General features: G+C 68.9%; 16 protein-coding genes and 2 riboswitches. Of the genes, 13 read left to right on the forward strand and 3 right to left on the reverse strand.

Annotated elements, in window-relative coordinates:
- Window positions 1–6: 6 nt before the first annotated feature.
- From WJM96_RS05310 to WJM96_RS05320, 3 genes are all read right to left on the reverse strand, one after another.
- Window positions 7–564: a hypothetical protein gene (locus tag WJM96_RS05310; RefSeq protein WP_424811389.1), complete on the reverse strand. Its 558-nt coding sequence runs from the start codon at window positions 562–564 to the stop codon at window positions 7–9.
- 53 nt (window positions 565–617) lie between these two features.
- Window positions 618–1280, reverse strand: coding sequence for a YjbE family putative metal transport protein (locus WJM96_RS05315; protein WP_424811390.1), 663 nt, complete (start codon window positions 1278–1280; stop codon window positions 618–620).
- A 224-nt stretch (window positions 1281–1504) separates the two neighbouring features.
- On the reverse strand, window positions 1505–2278 hold the full coding sequence (locus WJM96_RS05320; protein ID WP_424811391.1) for a TerC family protein: 774 nt from the start codon (window positions 2276–2278) through the stop codon (window positions 1505–1507).
- A gap of 164 nt (window positions 2279–2442) precedes the next feature.
- Here WJM96_RS05320 and purB point away from each other — a divergent pair, with 164 nt between their 5' ends.
- The 13 genes from purB to gcvP all read left to right on the forward strand — a co-directional run bounded on the left by purB (window position 2443) and on the right by gcvP (window position 13187).
- Window positions 2443–3777 (forward strand): adenylosuccinate lyase, encoded by a 1335-nt coding sequence (purB, locus tag WJM96_RS05325; RefSeq protein ID WP_424811392.1) that lies wholly within the window; start codon window positions 2443–2445, stop codon window positions 3775–3777.
- Window positions 3774–4265 carry a YaiI/YqxD family protein gene (locus WJM96_RS05330; protein WP_424811826.1) on the forward strand — a complete coding sequence of 164 codons (492 nt, stop codon included), beginning with the start codon at window positions 3774–3776 and terminating at the stop codon, window positions 4263–4265. Before purB ends, WJM96_RS05330 begins: the two co-directional genes overlap by 4 nt.
- 207 nt (window positions 4266–4472) lie before the next feature.
- Window positions 4473–4892, forward strand: a complete 420-nt coding sequence (locus tag WJM96_RS05335) for a hypothetical protein (RefSeq protein WP_424811393.1) — start codon at window positions 4473–4475, stop codon at window positions 4890–4892.
- Between the two features lie 62 nt (window positions 4893–4954).
- Window positions 4955–5209 (forward strand): hypothetical protein, encoded by a 255-nt coding sequence (locus tag WJM96_RS05340; RefSeq protein ID WP_424811394.1) that lies wholly within the window; start codon window positions 4955–4957, stop codon window positions 5207–5209.
- A gap of 33 nt (window positions 5210–5242) precedes the next feature.
- On the forward strand, window positions 5243–5956 hold the full coding sequence (locus WJM96_RS05345; protein ID WP_424811395.1) for an NRDE family protein: 714 nt from the start codon (window positions 5243–5245) through the stop codon (window positions 5954–5956).
- A 63-nt stretch (window positions 5957–6019) separates the two neighbouring features.
- A complete protein-coding gene (gene purC / locus WJM96_RS05350; RefSeq protein WP_424811396.1) occupies window positions 6020–6784 on the forward strand; it encodes a phosphoribosylaminoimidazolesuccinocarboxamide synthase in 765 nt (254 codons plus the stop codon).
- A 133-nt stretch (window positions 6785–6917) separates the two neighbouring features.
- Window positions 6918–7160: a phosphoribosylformylglycinamidine synthase subunit PurS gene (gene purS, locus WJM96_RS05355; protein ID WP_424811397.1), complete on the forward strand. Its 243-nt coding sequence runs from the start codon at window positions 6918–6920 to the stop codon at window positions 7158–7160.
- Window positions 7157–7396 (forward strand): hypothetical protein, encoded by a 240-nt coding sequence (locus tag WJM96_RS05360; RefSeq protein WP_424811398.1) that lies wholly within the window; start codon window positions 7157–7159, stop codon window positions 7394–7396. The genes purS and WJM96_RS05360 overlap by 4 nt, the downstream gene beginning before the upstream one ends.
- Entirely contained in the window at window positions 7390–7620 is a 231-nt protein-coding gene (locus WJM96_RS05365) for a hypothetical protein (protein ID WP_424811399.1), read from the forward strand. The genes WJM96_RS05360 and WJM96_RS05365 overlap by 7 nt, the downstream gene beginning before the upstream one ends.
- A gap of 78 nt (window positions 7621–7698) precedes the next feature.
- Complete coding sequence (gene purQ, locus WJM96_RS05370) at window positions 7699–8373, forward strand: phosphoribosylformylglycinamidine synthase subunit PurQ (protein WP_424811400.1); 675 nt, start codon at window positions 7699–7701, stop codon at window positions 8371–8373.
- Window positions 8374–8593: 220 nt separating this feature from the next.
- Window positions 8594–8688: riboswitch (glycine riboswitch) on the forward strand.
- A riboswitch (glycine riboswitch) is annotated at window positions 8689–8786 on the forward strand.
- The gene (gene gcvT, locus WJM96_RS05375) at window positions 8769–9908 is read left to right on the forward strand and encodes a glycine cleavage system aminomethyltransferase GcvT (protein WP_424811401.1); all 1140 of its coding nucleotides are present in this window, start codon (window positions 8769–8771) and stop codon (window positions 9906–9908) included. (Overlaps the previous riboswitch by 18 nt.)
- A 10-nt stretch (window positions 9909–9918) precedes the next feature.
- Window positions 9919–10293 (forward strand): glycine cleavage system protein GcvH, encoded by a 375-nt coding sequence (gene gcvH / locus WJM96_RS05380; RefSeq protein ID WP_424811402.1) that lies wholly within the window; start codon window positions 9919–9921, stop codon window positions 10291–10293.
- Window positions 10290–13187 carry an aminomethyl-transferring glycine dehydrogenase gene (gene gcvP / locus WJM96_RS05385; protein WP_424811403.1) on the forward strand — a complete coding sequence of 966 codons (2898 nt, stop codon included), beginning with the start codon at window positions 10290–10292 and terminating at the stop codon, window positions 13185–13187. The genes gcvH and gcvP overlap by 4 nt, the downstream gene beginning before the upstream one ends.
- Window positions 13188–13286 lie beyond the last annotated feature (99 nt).

Below are 13286 nucleotides of genomic sequence, written 5' to 3' on the forward strand. Positions count from 1 at the left end.
TATCCCTCACCCGCCTTCCGGCGGGGTGGGAACGTTCCTCATGGAGCTCACAATCTCCCGCAGGAAGGCGCGGGAATCGGCCAGCGCGGGGGTGCGCCGGGGCATCGAGGCCCGCACGCGCAGGAGCTGCCCACCGGCCGCGCCCACGCAGATCATGCTCTGCACCGGCTGGCGGCCATAGGTGCCCTCGAGCTCCGCGCAGCGGAAGATCGGGTCGGCCTCGGGCTCATTGAATTCATTGGCGACGCGCAGGCGGCGGTGCGGGCCGGTGCCGCGCTCGGCTTCCGTGACGGAGCGCTGGTATTCCTGCTGCACGGCCGGGGAGGACGTGCCCTGGGGCAGCTGCTCGCCGCCCGCCGGACGCAGCACCTGCACGAAGGCGGCCGCGGTGCGGCCCGGCGTGGCATAGGCCTGCTCGACGCCTACCTGCGGCTGGCGGATGGGCACCAGCGCGCCCCGGGTAAAACCGGCGGCCTCTGCCGGCAGGCGCCGAGCCAGAAGCTCGGGCGCCGAGACGGGCGGGATGGGCGGCGCGGCGGGCGTGGCGTCCGACGCTCCGTCCATGGCGCAAGCGCCGAGGGACAGGAGAGCCAGAGCGGCCGGCAGCAGGCGCCGCATCAAACCGCGGAGTTCCCGTCCGGCAGCATCAGCGCCGGGGTCAGGGAAGCGGCATGCGCGCCGCTCATGAAATGCTGGACGTCGTGATAGATCATCTCGATACCGATATAAACAATGAGAGCAACGCCGATATACGCGATGACGGGGAAGCGCTCCAGGAGCTTCGCGATCAGGGTGGCCGCGACGCCCATCAGCAGGATGGAGATGACGAGGCCGATGATCAGCATCTCCATGTTGCCCTTGGCCGCGCCAGCCACGGCCAGCACGTTGTCGAGGCTCATGGACACGTCGGCGATCACGATCTGGCGCAGCGCCACGGCCATGGTCTTGGGCGCGTTGTCCACATGGCCGTCGGCCTCGTCCTTGTCCTTCTCGCGCAGCTCCTTGAAGAAGGTGTAGGCGATCCAGAGCAGCACGAGGCCGCCGATCAGCATGATGCCCGGGATGGCGAGCAGATAGACTGCCGCGAGGCTGAGGATCACCCGCAGCACCACCGCCATGACCATGCCGAAGAGAATGGCCTTGCCGCGCTGCGCCGCCGGGAGGCCGGCGGCGGCCAGCGCGATCAGGACCGCATTGTCGCCCGAGAGGATGAGGTTCACGCCCAGGATTTCGGAAAGTGTCACCCAGTTCCAGCTGGCGGCGAACGATGCGAGATCCATGGCGCGGAGATTCCTCGGAGGCGGTGGGAGGGCGTCGCATCCGAGTATGGCTCGCCGCGGGAGCGGCGAGGGCGCGGGCCCATCCAGGTTGGGATGAGGGAGCCATGCCGGACGGCAGGCCCTGTCTCAAGACCCTAGACTTGTCGCCTTCGCCTGTCTTTGCAGTGAGGTAACGTTTCGGCCATGAAGGGCGCCGGAGGTGAACCCGGCGCCCTCATGGGTCGTCAGTTGCGGTTCAGCATCTTCTTCGTGGCGTCGACCATGAGGGTGACGACGAAGGCCACGATCATGATCTGCGCCAGCGTCACGACCGCCCAGAGCCAGGCCGGGAAGACCCCCGGAAGCGCCAGATAGCCGAGCGGCAGCAGCAGGAAGGAATAAGCCTCCGGCACCCTCTCGGCGACCTCGTGCGTGCCGGAGAAGATCATGTCGCCGGCCACGTAGAGGATGATCAGCAGGCCGACCCAGGCGATCCAGCGGTGCTTGTTCAGCAGGTTCGCGATCAGCGTCGCGGCCACGCCCATCAGCACGACAGAGATGGCGAGGCCCACGATCAGCACATAGGGGTGGTCCTTCGCTGCGCCGGCCACGGCCAGTACGTTGTCGAGGCTCATGGACACGTCGGCGACCAGGATCTGGATGATGGCCTGCCGCAGCGTCTTGCGCGGCGCGCCGTCGGCATTGGCGGCGGCCTCGGCGTTCTCGACCTCATGCGCGTGGTCGCCGCCGTCGCGCAGTTCGCGGTACATCTTCCAGCAGACCCAGAGCAGCAGGACGCCGCCCGCCAGCGTGATGCCGACGATGGAGAGAAGCTGCACGGTGATGCTGGCGAAGCCGATGCGCATCAGGGTCGCCGCGCCAATACCCCACAGGATCGCCTTGCGCCGCTGTTCGGCCGGAAGCCCGGCGGCCGCCATGCCGACGACGATAGCGTTGTCCCCCGCCAGGACGATGTCGATCATCAGAACCTGGAGGAGGGGTACAAACCAATCCGGCATGCGCGCGATCCTTCACATTTTAAATTTGTAACGAGGAGGCAGGGCCTCAATTATTGCACGTCTGACAGAAATGCCCGCCGCGGCCAAGCCCGCTTGCCCCGCGGCATGCAAAGCGCGACACCACTCCCAAATTCGAGGCGCCCCGAGTTCGAGGAGAGGCACTGATGGTACCCCGCTATACCCGCCCGGCCATGGCTGAAATCTGGTCCCCCGAGTCCAGGTATCGGATCTGGTTCGAGATCGAGGCTCTGGCGGCCGAGAAGATGGCGGAGCTTGGCACGATCCCGGCTTCCGCCGCTGCCGCGATCCGCGCCGGGGGCGGCCCCAAGGTCGCGAAGATGGGTGCGGCCGATGTCGAGCGGATCGATGAGATCGAGCGCGTCACGCGCCACGACGTCATCGCCTTCCTCACCTGGCTGGGCGAGGGGATCGGCGAGGACGCGCGCTACATGCACCAGGGCATGACCAGCAGTGACGTTCTGGACACCTGCCTCTCCGTCCAGATGACACGGGCGGCAGATTTGCTCATCGCGGATGTCGAGGCTGTCATGAACGCGCTCAAGGCGCGGGCCGAGGAGCACAAGTTCACCCCCACGATCGGCCGCAGCCACGGGATTCATGCCGAACCCACCACCTTCGGTCTCAAGCTCGCCAACCATTATGCCGAATTCGCCCGCAACCGTCAGCGTTTGATCGCGGCGCGGGCCGAGGTCGCGACCTGCGCCATCTCGGGCCCCATCGGCAGCTTCGCCTCGGTCGATCCGCGCGTGGAGGCCTTCGTGGCGGAGAAGCTCGGCCTCGCGGTCGAACCGGTCTCGACGCAGGTGATCCCGCGCGACCGCCACGCCGCTTTCTTCGCGACGCTCGCCGTCGTGGCCGGGGCGGTGGAGCGGCTGGCCACCGAGGTCCGCCACCTGCAGCGTTCCGAGGTGCGCGAGGCGGAGGAGTTCTTCCACCCGGGGCAGAAGGGCAGCTCGGCCATGCCCCACAAGCGCAATCCGGTGCTGTCGGAGAACATCACGGGCCTGGCCCGCCTGGTGCGCGGCTATGCCATGCCCGCGCTGGAGAACATCACCCTCTGGCACGAGCGCGACATCAGCCATTCGAGCGTGGAGCGCGTGATCGGCCCCGACGCCACCATCGCGCTGGATTTCGCCCTGATGCGCGTGGCGGGGATGATGGAAAAGCTGACCATCTACCCCGAGCGCATGACCGAGAACCTCGAGGGCCTCGGCGGCGTGGTGCACAGCCAGAAGGTGCTGCTGGCGCTGACCCAGGCCGGCATGTCGCGCGAGGGCGCCTATGCGGCGGTCCAGCAGGCGGCGATGGCCACCTGGCTGAAGCTCGGCAAGCCCGACATGCAGCGCTTCCGCGAGAACCTGCTCTCCCAGCCCGAGGTCGCGAAGTTCATGGACGGCCCGGCGCTGGACGCGGCCATGGATCCGCAGCGCGACTTCCGCCATGTGGAGACGATCTTCGCGCGGGTCTTCGGCAGCTGACCGAGCTCTACATCGACGCGGACGCCTGCCCCGTGAGGGAGGAGGCGTTCCGCGTGGCGCTGCGGCTCAACATCGCCACGCATGTCGTCTCCAACGGCGCGCGCGGCATCCGCCTGCCGGAACATCCGCTGATCCACCGCGTCATCGTCACCGAGGGCGCGGATGTGGCGGACGACTGGATCGCCGAGCGCATCACGGCGGCGGACGTCTGCGTGACGCAGGACATCCCGCTGGCCGCGCGCTGCCTGGAGAAGGGCGCCTCGGCCATCAACTCCAAGGGCCGTCCCTGGACGAACGACAATATCGGCGGCGCGCTCGCCGGCCGCGCGGTGGCCGAGCACCTGCGCTCGACCGGCGACCGCACGGGCGGGCCGGCGGCGATGACGCAGGCCGACCGCTCGCGCTTCCTCTCGGAGCTGGATTCGATGCTGCGGGCGGCGCAGCGGCCCAAGGGCGCGGCCTTCCGGATTCCGCCCGGTGGGTTTTGAGTTCCTGGCCCGCTCGGAAGCGGGGCGGCCAGATACCCCGAAAATGCTGAAATCCCGCCATGGTTCGGCCATGCCGCGCGACCCATATGACAATACCGGGATGCCTCTCTCCGCAACGAGGGCCGTATTCCCGGGTTGATCCTGCAGGGCCCTGAGCCCAGGCACCCCCGACCTGGCGAGAAGGCCCCTCAGGAGGAGAAGAACGTCATGCGCGGGCTTCGCATCCTGGCGGCCCTCGGCCTCATGGCATCGGTGGCCGCCTGTGCCCCGGGCTATTACGCGACGGGCTACGACACATACCCCGCCTATGGTGGCGGCTACTACGCCGGCGGCTACGCCCGGCCGGTCTATGCCGGCGGCTATTGGGGCGGCGGTCCCCGCTACGTGGCGCCCCCTCCGCGCTATTACGGCGGCGGGTGGGGTGGGCCGCGCCCCGGATGGGGTGGCCCGCCTCCCGGCCCGCGCCCCGGTTGGGGCGGGCATGGCGGTGGCGGCCCGCGTCCCGGCTGGGGCGGTGGTGGCGGTGGCCCCAGGCCCAGCTGGGGCGGCCACGGCGGCGGCGGTGGTCCTCGCTATTCCGGCGGGGGTGGCGGCCGGGGCGGTGGCGGCGGCCGGCATCGTGGCTGATTTTCGCCACGGTTCTGCCATGAGTTGTACGTTGAACAGCAGGGACTGAAGGAGACGTTCCCATGCGGATGTTCCAGACTGCGATGATCGCCGGCGTGGCCGCCCTTGGCTTCACCGGCGCGGCCCAGGCCCAGTGGTACCCGTATCCCCCGGCGCCCCCGCCGGTGTACTACGCGCCGCCGCCGCCGCCGGTATATTACGCCCCGCCCCCGCCGGTCTTCGTGCCGCGCGTCCCGGTCTACGTGCCGCCGCCGCGCTATTACGCGCCGCGCCCGTATTACCGGCCGTACTACCGGCCTTATTACCGCCGCTGGTAGCCAGCGCCTTCCCGCCGGGATAAGCCGGCGGGGATGTGCACGGTCATCCTGCTCCGCCGGCCAGGCCATGCCTGGCCGCTCCTGCTTGCCGCCAATCGCGACGAGAGGCTGGACCGGGAATGGGAGCCACCCGCCGAATTCTGGCCGGGCATCCTGGGCGGCCGCGACACTCTCGCCGGCGGGACCTGGATGGCCCTGGGCCGCCAGGGCGTGGTGGCCGCCGTGCTGAACCGCCCCGGCAGTCTCGGCCCCGCGGCCGGCAAGCGCTCCCGTGGCGAGCTGCCGCTGATGGCAGCGGAAGCCACCAGTGCCGCCGAGGCCGCGCACCGCATGGGCGGGCTCGATGCCGGGCTTTGGCGCTCCTTCAACCTCGTGATTGCCGATGCGCGGAGCGCCTGGTTCCTGGCCGGGCTGGGCGAGGGCGCGCCCGAGGTCACCGCGCTGTCCGAGGGCGTGACCATGGTCACCGCCCATCCGCCAAATGACCTCACCAGCGCACGCACCGCCCGTCACCTCCCGCGCTTCCGCGCCGCGAAGGCGCCCGAGCCGCCGGATTGGGGCGAATGGCCCACGCTGCTCGCCGATTCGAGCGGCTCGACGGCCGAGGCGCTGAACGTGCCGCCGCTGGGTGGCTTCGGCACCGTTTGCTCCTCGCTGCTGGCGCTGGGCGCCGAGGGGCAGCGCGAATGGCGATTCGCAGCCGGCCCCCCGGACCGCACGCCCTTCGAGGCGCTCGCGCTTCCCTGATGCGCGTGGCACGCATGGACAAGCCTGCTATATGCCCCGCTAGGATACAAAGGACTTAATGCCATGGCTCGCCGCCGTCAGATCTATGAGGGCAAGGCCAAGATTCTGTTCGAAGGCCCCGAGCCGGGTACGCTTGTCCAATACTTCAAGGACGACGCCACCGCCTTCAACGCGCAGAAGAAGGGCACGATCACCGGCAAGGGTGTGCTGAACAACCGCATCAGCGAGTACCTGATGCAGCGCCTCGCCGAGATCGGCATCCCTACGCATTTCATCCGCCGCCTGAACATGCGCGAGCAGCTAGTGCGCGAGGTCGAGATCATTCCGCTCGAGATCGTGGTGCGTAACGTCGCCGCGGGCTCCATGTCCACGCGCCTGGGCATCGCGGAGGGCACGCGCCTGCCGCGCTCCATTATCGAGTACTACTATAAGAACGATGCCCTGCAGGACCCGATGGTGAGCGAGGAGCACATCACCGCGTTCGGCTGGGCCTCGACGCACGACCTGGACGACATGGTCCAGCTTACGCTGCGCGTGAACGATTTCCTGACCGGGCTGTTCCTGGGCGTCGGCATCTCGCTGGTCGACTTCAAGCTGGAATTCGGCCGCCTCTACGAGAATGACGAGATGCGGATCGTGCTGGCGGACGAGATCAGCCCCGACAATTGCCGCCTTTGGGACAGCAAGACCGGTGAGAAGATGGATAAGGACCGCTTCCGTCGGGACCTGGGCAAGGTCGAGGAGGGCTACCAGGAGGTCGCCCGGCGCCTCGGCATCCTGCCCGAGGCCGGGATCCGGGACATGAAGGGCCCGGAACAGATGCAGTAGCTCCCCGCAAAACCTCCTGGCGGAGTTTGCGCGGGGGCGGATGGGCACTGATCCCTGGCGGGGTCGGAGTGGCTGGGCGAAGCCCAGCTTCGCCCGGATTGCGGCGAGTGGAAGGGATTGGAAGGGATTGCGGATGACTAAGCTGAAGGTGACGGTGTTTCCGAAGGCAGGGGTGCTCGACCCGCAGGGCAAGGCCATCGAGCGTGCGCTTGGCGGGCTGGGCTTCGAAGGCGTGGGCGAGGTGCGCGTCGGCAAGGTCATGATCGTGGAGACCGCCGAGAGTGATGCCGCGAAGGCCAAGGCCGCCGGCGAGGACATGGCGCGCAAGCTGCTCGCCAACACGGTCATCGAGAGCTTCACCGTGGAGATCGTGTGACAGCGCGAGAAACCACGCTCCGCTGGTTCATCGCCTCGTCGGTCATCCTGGCCGGCTGGCGGTTGTTGACGACGGCCGCCTACCTGCTGCTGGGCCCGCCGCTGGAGACGCCCTTTCCGCTGACGCAGGTGTTCTTCTACCTGTCCAAGGCCTTCCTGGGCGGTCTCTTCTGGCCGATCAGCCTGCTGATCGAGGGCATCTTCAACCCGCTGGGCTGGCTCTTCTATCCATGGTGAAGGCATCGCTCCTCATCATGGGGGTGATGACGGTGCTGGTCTTCATGGCGCTGCGCTGGCGTGAGACACGGCTTTCCGCTGCTCGTCCCGCGGCGCCGCGCCAGGGATGGATCGCCCGCCAGCGGGCCCTGGCGGACCGCTGGGTGACGGCGGCGGCCATCGCGGCCATCGGCACCACCGTGATCCTGGGCCTGCTCCATTGGCTGCGCGTCTGGCAGGGGTGACCCCCGCGCTTTCAACTTGTGCCGCGCCGCGCCGCGGCCGATATCCAGCACCGAAATGCCCCGCGAGGTCATGACCCCATGAAAGCCGCCATCATCGTCTTCCCCGGCACCAACCGCGAGCGCGACATGGCGCTGGCGCTGGAGCGCGTGAGCGGGCGCAAGCCCGAGATGCTCTGGCACCGCGACACGGAACTGCCCCAGGGCCTCGACCTCGTGGTGCTGCCCGGCGGCTTCTCCTACGGCGACTACCTGCGCTGCGGCGCCATGGCCGCGCAGTCGCCCATCATGGCCGCGGTGAAGCGGCATGCCGAGCGCGGGGGCCATGTGCTGGGGGTCTGCAACGGCTTCCAGATGCTGACCGAGGCGGGGCTGTTGCCCGGCGCGCTGCTGCGCAACGCCTCGCTGCGCTTCCTCGCCATGGATTGCCGGATGCGGGTCGAGCGCGCGGACACCGCCTTCACCCACCAGTTCCAGCGCGGCCAGACCTTTACGGCGACCATGGCCCATGGCGACGGCAACTACTTCTGCGACGACGCGGCGCTGGAGCGGCTGGAGGGCGAGGGCTTGGTTGCCCTGCGCTACGAGGGCGAGAACCTCAACGGCAGCATCAACCGCATCGCGGGCATCCTCTCGCCCAACCTGCGCGTGCTGGGCCTGATGCCGCACCCGGAGAATTGCGTGGACCCGCTGGTCGGCGGCACGGACGGGCTGCCGATGTTCCAGAGCCTCGCCGAGAGCTTCGCCACCGCTTGATTCGCCGGGGCGCAAACCTCAGGTTTGCTTGGCTTCGCCGGACTACCTACGCCGCCTCGACCCGAGTCAAAGCTTGTACCCGCCGGTATGAGCCGCCCATGCCCTGGGCGAATCCGGCGCGTGGAGCCGGTTTCGCGGGCAGGGCCGTTTCATGGCACGTCATGAAGCCGAGATGACGCTTGCGCGGACTCGCCCGGCGGGGCAAGAGACTCCCGCCTGTGCATCCCGCGCGGGAGAGAGCCCGGTTTCGAGCCGGGCCGCCGAAGGCGCAACCGGCCCCCGGAAACGCTCAGGCAAAAGGGCCGCGGGGGATTGGGCGCTCTGGAAAGCTCAGCCGAAAGGTTGACACCGACGGAGTAAGGGAAGGTTTCCCCTTCCTGAATCTCTCAGGTTCCATGGACAGAGGGGGGTCACGAACTCAACCGCCGCGCGATGCGGCAGGGGGCTCTGTGACCGACTCCGAATCGCTTCTCACCACACCGCTCGATGCGCTCCATAAGGAGCTGGGCGGGCGCATGGTGCCCTTCGCGGGCTATTCCATGCCCGTGCAGTACCCCGCCGGCATCATGACCGAGCACCTGCACTGCCGCGCCAGCGCGGCCCTATTCGACGTGAGTCACATGGGCCAGGCGGAGCTGGTCGGCGAGGGCGCCGCGGCGGCCCTCGAAAAGCTCACGCCCGCCGATGTCCAGGCGTTGAAGCCCGGCCGCCAGCGCTACGGCCTGCTGATGAACCCCGCCGGCGGCATCGTGGACGACTTCATGGTCGCCAACCTGGGCGACCGGCTGTTCCTCGTCGTGAACGCCAGCCGCAAACACGTCGACCTCCCGCTGATCGAGAGCGTGCTGCCCACCGGCGTCAAGCTGAAGCCGCTGCCTGACCGCGCGCTCATCGCGCTGCAAGGTCCCGGCGTGGCCGCGCTGGTGCCGACCTCCCTCACCTTCATGGGCATCGGCGAGATCGAGATCGCGGGTATCAAGGTGCTCGCCAGCCGCAGCGGCTACACGGGCGAGGACGGGCTGGAGATCTCCGTGCCCGACGGGCAGGCCGAGGCGCTGGCGAAGGCGCTGCTGGCCATGCCGGGCGTGATGCCCGCCGGCCTCGGCGCGCGCGACAGCCTGAGGCTGGAGGCTGGCCTCTGCCTCTACGGCAATGACCTCGACGAGACCACGAGCCCGGTCGAAGCCGCGCTCACCTGGTCCATGGGTAAGCGCCGCCGGATGGATTGGGACTTCGTCGGCGCCGATGTGGTGCGCGACCATCTCGACAACGGCGTGAAGCGACTGCGCGTGGGCATCCGGCCCGAGGGACGCCAGCCCGTGCGCGCGCACAGCGCCATCCAGAAGGACGGCGTCGCGATCGGCGAAGTCACCTCCGGCGGCTTCGGCCCTTCGGTCGGCGCGCCGGTGGCCATGGGCTACGTGGCCCGCGATGCCGCCGCCGACGGCACCGCCCTCGACCTCATCGTGCGCGACAGGCCACTGCCCGGCCGTATCGCGCCCATGCCTTTCCAACCCCATCGCTACGCCCGCTGAGGAGCGCATCATGTCCGAGCTGAAATTCTCCAAGGACCACGAATGGATCCGGATGGAGGGCGGCGTCGCCACCGTCGGCATCACTGACCACGCGCAGAACGCGCTGGGCGACGTGGTCTTCGTCGACCTGCCCGAGCCCGGCCGCATCGTGACGGCCGGCGAGGCCGTGGCGGTGGTCGAGAGCGTGAAGGCCGCCTCCGACGTCTATGCGCCGATTTCGGGCAAGGTGGTCGAGGTGAACTCAGCCCTGATCGACGACCCGGCGAAGATCAATGTCGAGCCGACCGGCGAGGGCTGGTTCTTCAAGATCGAGCTGGACGGCGAGCTGCCGGACGACCTGCTCGATGCCGACGCCTACGCGGCCTATGTGGACACGCTTGCGTGAGCGCGCTGCAGGAGCTCGCCGCCCTCGAGGACCAGGGCGAATTCATCCGCCGCCACATCGGCCCGACCGAGGCCGAGGTAGCGGAGATGCTCAAGGTGGTCGGCTGCGCCGACCTGGAGCAGATGACGGCGCGCACCATCCCCGCTGACATCCGGGGCATGACGCTGAAGGGACTGCCGAGCCCGGTGAACGAGGCGGGCGCCCTGGCCGAGCTGCGCGCGCTGGCCGAGCGCAACATCCGCAAGCGCAGCCTGCTCGGCATGGGCTATTCCGGCACGCACACGCCGCCGGTGATCCTGCGCAACATCCTGGAGAATCCGGGCTGGTACACGGCCTACACGCCCTACCAGGCCGAGATCGCGCAGGGGCGCCTCGAGGCGCTGGTGAACTTCCAGACCATGATCGGCGAGCTGACGGGCCTGCCCATGGCCGGCGCCTCGCTGCTGGACGAGGGCACCGCTGCGGCCGAGGCCGTGACGCTGGCGCACTCCTCCGTGAAGGGGAAGGGCAGCACGCTGGTCGTGGCCGACGACTGCCATCCGCAGACCATCGCCGTGGTGCGCGTGCGCGCGGAGCCGGTGGGCATCAAGGTGGTGCTGTGCAAGCCCGCCGACATCGCCGCGACCATCGCGGCCGAGAAGCCCTTCGCCGTGCTGACGCAGTATCCCGGCACGACCGGCGAGGTCCGCGACATCACCTCCGAGATCGAGGCCGCGCATGCGGCCGGCGCGCTCGCCATCGTCGCCGCCGACCTGCTGGCGCTGACCATTCTGAAGCCGCCGGGCGAGATGGGCGCCGACATCGTCGTCGGTTCCTCGCAGCGCTTCGGCGTGCCGCTGGGCTATGGCGGGCCGCATGCCGGCTACATGGCGGTGAAGGACGCGCTGAAGCGCTCGCTGCCGGGGCGCCTCGTCGGCGTCTCCGTGGACGCGGCCGGCGCGCCGGCCATGCGCCTCGCGCTGCAAACGCGCGAGCAGCACATCCGCCGCGAGAAGGCGACGTCGAACATCTGCACCGCGCAGGTGCTGCTGGCGGTCATGGCCAGCATGTACGCCGTCTGGCACGGGCCGGAGGGGCTGAAGAAGATCGCGCGCCGCGTCGCGCTGCAGGCGCGCCTCCTCGCGGGTGCGGCGGAGGAAGGCGGCTTCAAGCTGCGCCACGCGGCCTTCTTCGACACGGTCTGCATCGAGACCGGTGCGAAGACCGACGCGATCATGAAGGCGGCGCTGGATGCCGGCTTCAACCTGCGCCGCGTCGATGACGGCGCCGTCGCCGTCGCGCTCGACGAGACGGTGAATCGCACGGAACTCGCGGCGCTGGTCGCGCTTTTCCACAGCGACGATCTCGCCACGCTGGAGCCCGCGGGCGGCGAGCCTGTCGCGCTGGTCCGCACCACGCCCTTCCTGGAAGCGGAGGTGTTCAACTCGCACCACGCCGAGCACGCCATGCTGCGCTACATGAAGCGGCTGGAAGACAAGGACGTCGCGCTCAACCGCTCGATGATCCCGCTCGGCTCCTGCACTATGAAGCTGAACGCGACGGCGGAGATGATCCCCGTCACCTTCCCTGGCTTCGCGGACATCCATCCCTTCGCGCCCATCGACCAGGCGCAGGGCTACCTCGCGATGATCCGCCAGCTGGAGGCGTGGCTCTGCGGGGTCACTGGCTTCGCGGCCGTCTCGCTGCAGCCCAATGCCGGCAGCCAGGGCGAGTATGCGGGCCTGCTCGCCATCCGCGCCTACCACCATGCGCGTGGCGAGGCGCATCGCGACATCTGCCTGATCCCGGCCTCGGCGCACGGCACCAACCCCGCTTCGGCGGCAATGGTGGGGCTTAAGGTGGTGGTCGTGGCGAGCGACCGCGACGGCAGCGTCGATGTCGCCGACCTCAAGGCGAAGGTGGCGCAGCACGCGGACAAGCTCTCCGCGCTGATGATCACCTACCCGTCGACGCATGGCGTCTTCGAGGAAAGCATCCGCGAGATCTGCGCGCTGATCCATTCGGCGGGCGGGCAGGTCTATATGGACGGCGCCAACATGAACGCGCAGGTGGGGCTGACTTCGCCGGCCTCCATCGGCGCCGACGTCTGCCATCTCAACCTGCACAAGACCTTCTGCATCCCGCATGGCGGCGGCGGGCCGGGCGTGGGGCCGATCGGCGTGGCCGCGCATCTCGCGCCGCACCTGCCCAACCATCCGCTGGTGGCGGAGGCCGGGCCGGCCACGGGCTTCGGGCCGGTTTCGGCCGCGCCCTTCGGTTCGGCGGCGATCCTGCCCATCAGCTACGCCTATATCCGCATGATGGGCGCCGAGGGGCTGACGCGCGCCACGCAGGTCGCGATCCTCAACGCCAACTACATGGCGGCACGGCTGCGCGACCACTTCCCCATCCTCTACCGGGGCGGGCAGGGCATGGTGGCGCATGAGTGCATCCTGGATTGCCGCGGCTTCCAGCAGGGCGGCGGCGTGATGGTCGAGGACATCGCCAAGCGCCTGCAGGACTACGGCTTCCATGCGCCGACCATGAGCTGGCCGGTCACGGGCACGCTGATGGTTGAGCCGACCGAGAGCGAGACCAAGGCGGAGCTGGATCGCTTCTGCGACGCCATGATCGCCATCCGCGGCGAGATCCGCGCGGTGGAGCAGGGCCGCATGGACCGCGCCGACAACCCGCTGAAGAACGCGCCGCACACGGCCGCCGAAGTCATGGCGACCGAGTGGACGCACGGCTACACGCGCGAAGAAGCGGCCTTTCCGCTGCCCTATGTGAAGGCGCACAAATACTGGCCGCCGGTGAAGCGCGTGGACAATGTCTATGGCGACCGGAACCTGGTCTGCACCTGCGCGCCGCTGGAAGCCTATGCGGAGGAGATGCAGCTTCAGGCTGCTGAATAATTGACCCGGGAGGGCGGTGCCCCTCCCGGTCTACATGGAGCACGATTTCGGGAAGGGTTCTCGATCTCGTGCTCGCGCATTGCGGCCCCTTCCTGCTGG

It is taken from the genome of Roseococcus sp. YIM B11640, from assembly GCF_049727625.1.
Taxonomy (GTDB): domain Bacteria; phylum Pseudomonadota; class Alphaproteobacteria; order Acetobacterales; family Acetobacteraceae; genus Roseococcus.

Coding starts and splice junctions, on each gene's coding strand:
- WJM96_RS05365 (WP_424811399.1), top strand. CDS start 7,390: ATGGTGAAGGCATCGCTCCTCATCATGGGGGTGATGACGGTGCTGGTC.
- WJM96_RS05335 (WP_424811393.1), top strand. CDS start 4,473: ATGCGCGGGCTTCGCATCCTGGCGGCCCTCGGCCTCATGGCATCGGTG.
- WJM96_RS05320 (WP_424811391.1), bottom strand. CDS start 2,278: ATGCCGGATTGGTTTGTACCCCTCCTCCAGGTTCTGATGATCGACATC.
- WJM96_RS05315 (WP_424811390.1), bottom strand. CDS start 1,280: ATGGATCTCGCATCGTTCGCCGCCAGCTGGAACTGGGTGACACTTTCC.
- gcvH (WP_424811402.1), top strand. CDS start 9,919: ATGTCCGAGCTGAAATTCTCCAAGGACCACGAATGGATCCGGATGGAG.
- WJM96_RS05345 (WP_424811395.1), top strand. CDS start 5,243: ATGTGCACGGTCATCCTGCTCCGCCGGCCAGGCCATGCCTGGCCGCTC.
- purS (WP_424811397.1), top strand. CDS start 6,918: ATGACTAAGCTGAAGGTGACGGTGTTTCCGAAGGCAGGGGTGCTCGAC.
- purQ (WP_424811400.1), top strand. CDS start 7,699: ATGAAAGCCGCCATCATCGTCTTCCCCGGCACCAACCGCGAGCGCGAC.
- WJM96_RS05340 (WP_424811394.1), top strand. CDS start 4,955: ATGCGGATGTTCCAGACTGCGATGATCGCCGGCGTGGCCGCCCTTGGC.
- WJM96_RS05310 (WP_424811389.1), bottom strand. CDS start 564: ATGGACGGAGCGTCGGACGCCACGCCCGCCGCGCCGCCCATCCCGCCC.
- purB (WP_424811392.1), top strand. CDS start 2,443: ATGGTACCCCGCTATACCCGCCCGGCCATGGCTGAAATCTGGTCCCCC.
- purC (WP_424811396.1), top strand. CDS start 6,020: ATGGCTCGCCGCCGTCAGATCTATGAGGGCAAGGCCAAGATTCTGTTC.
- gcvT (WP_424811401.1), top strand. CDS start 8,769: ATGGACAGAGGGGGGTCACGAACTCAACCGCCGCGCGATGCGGCAGGG.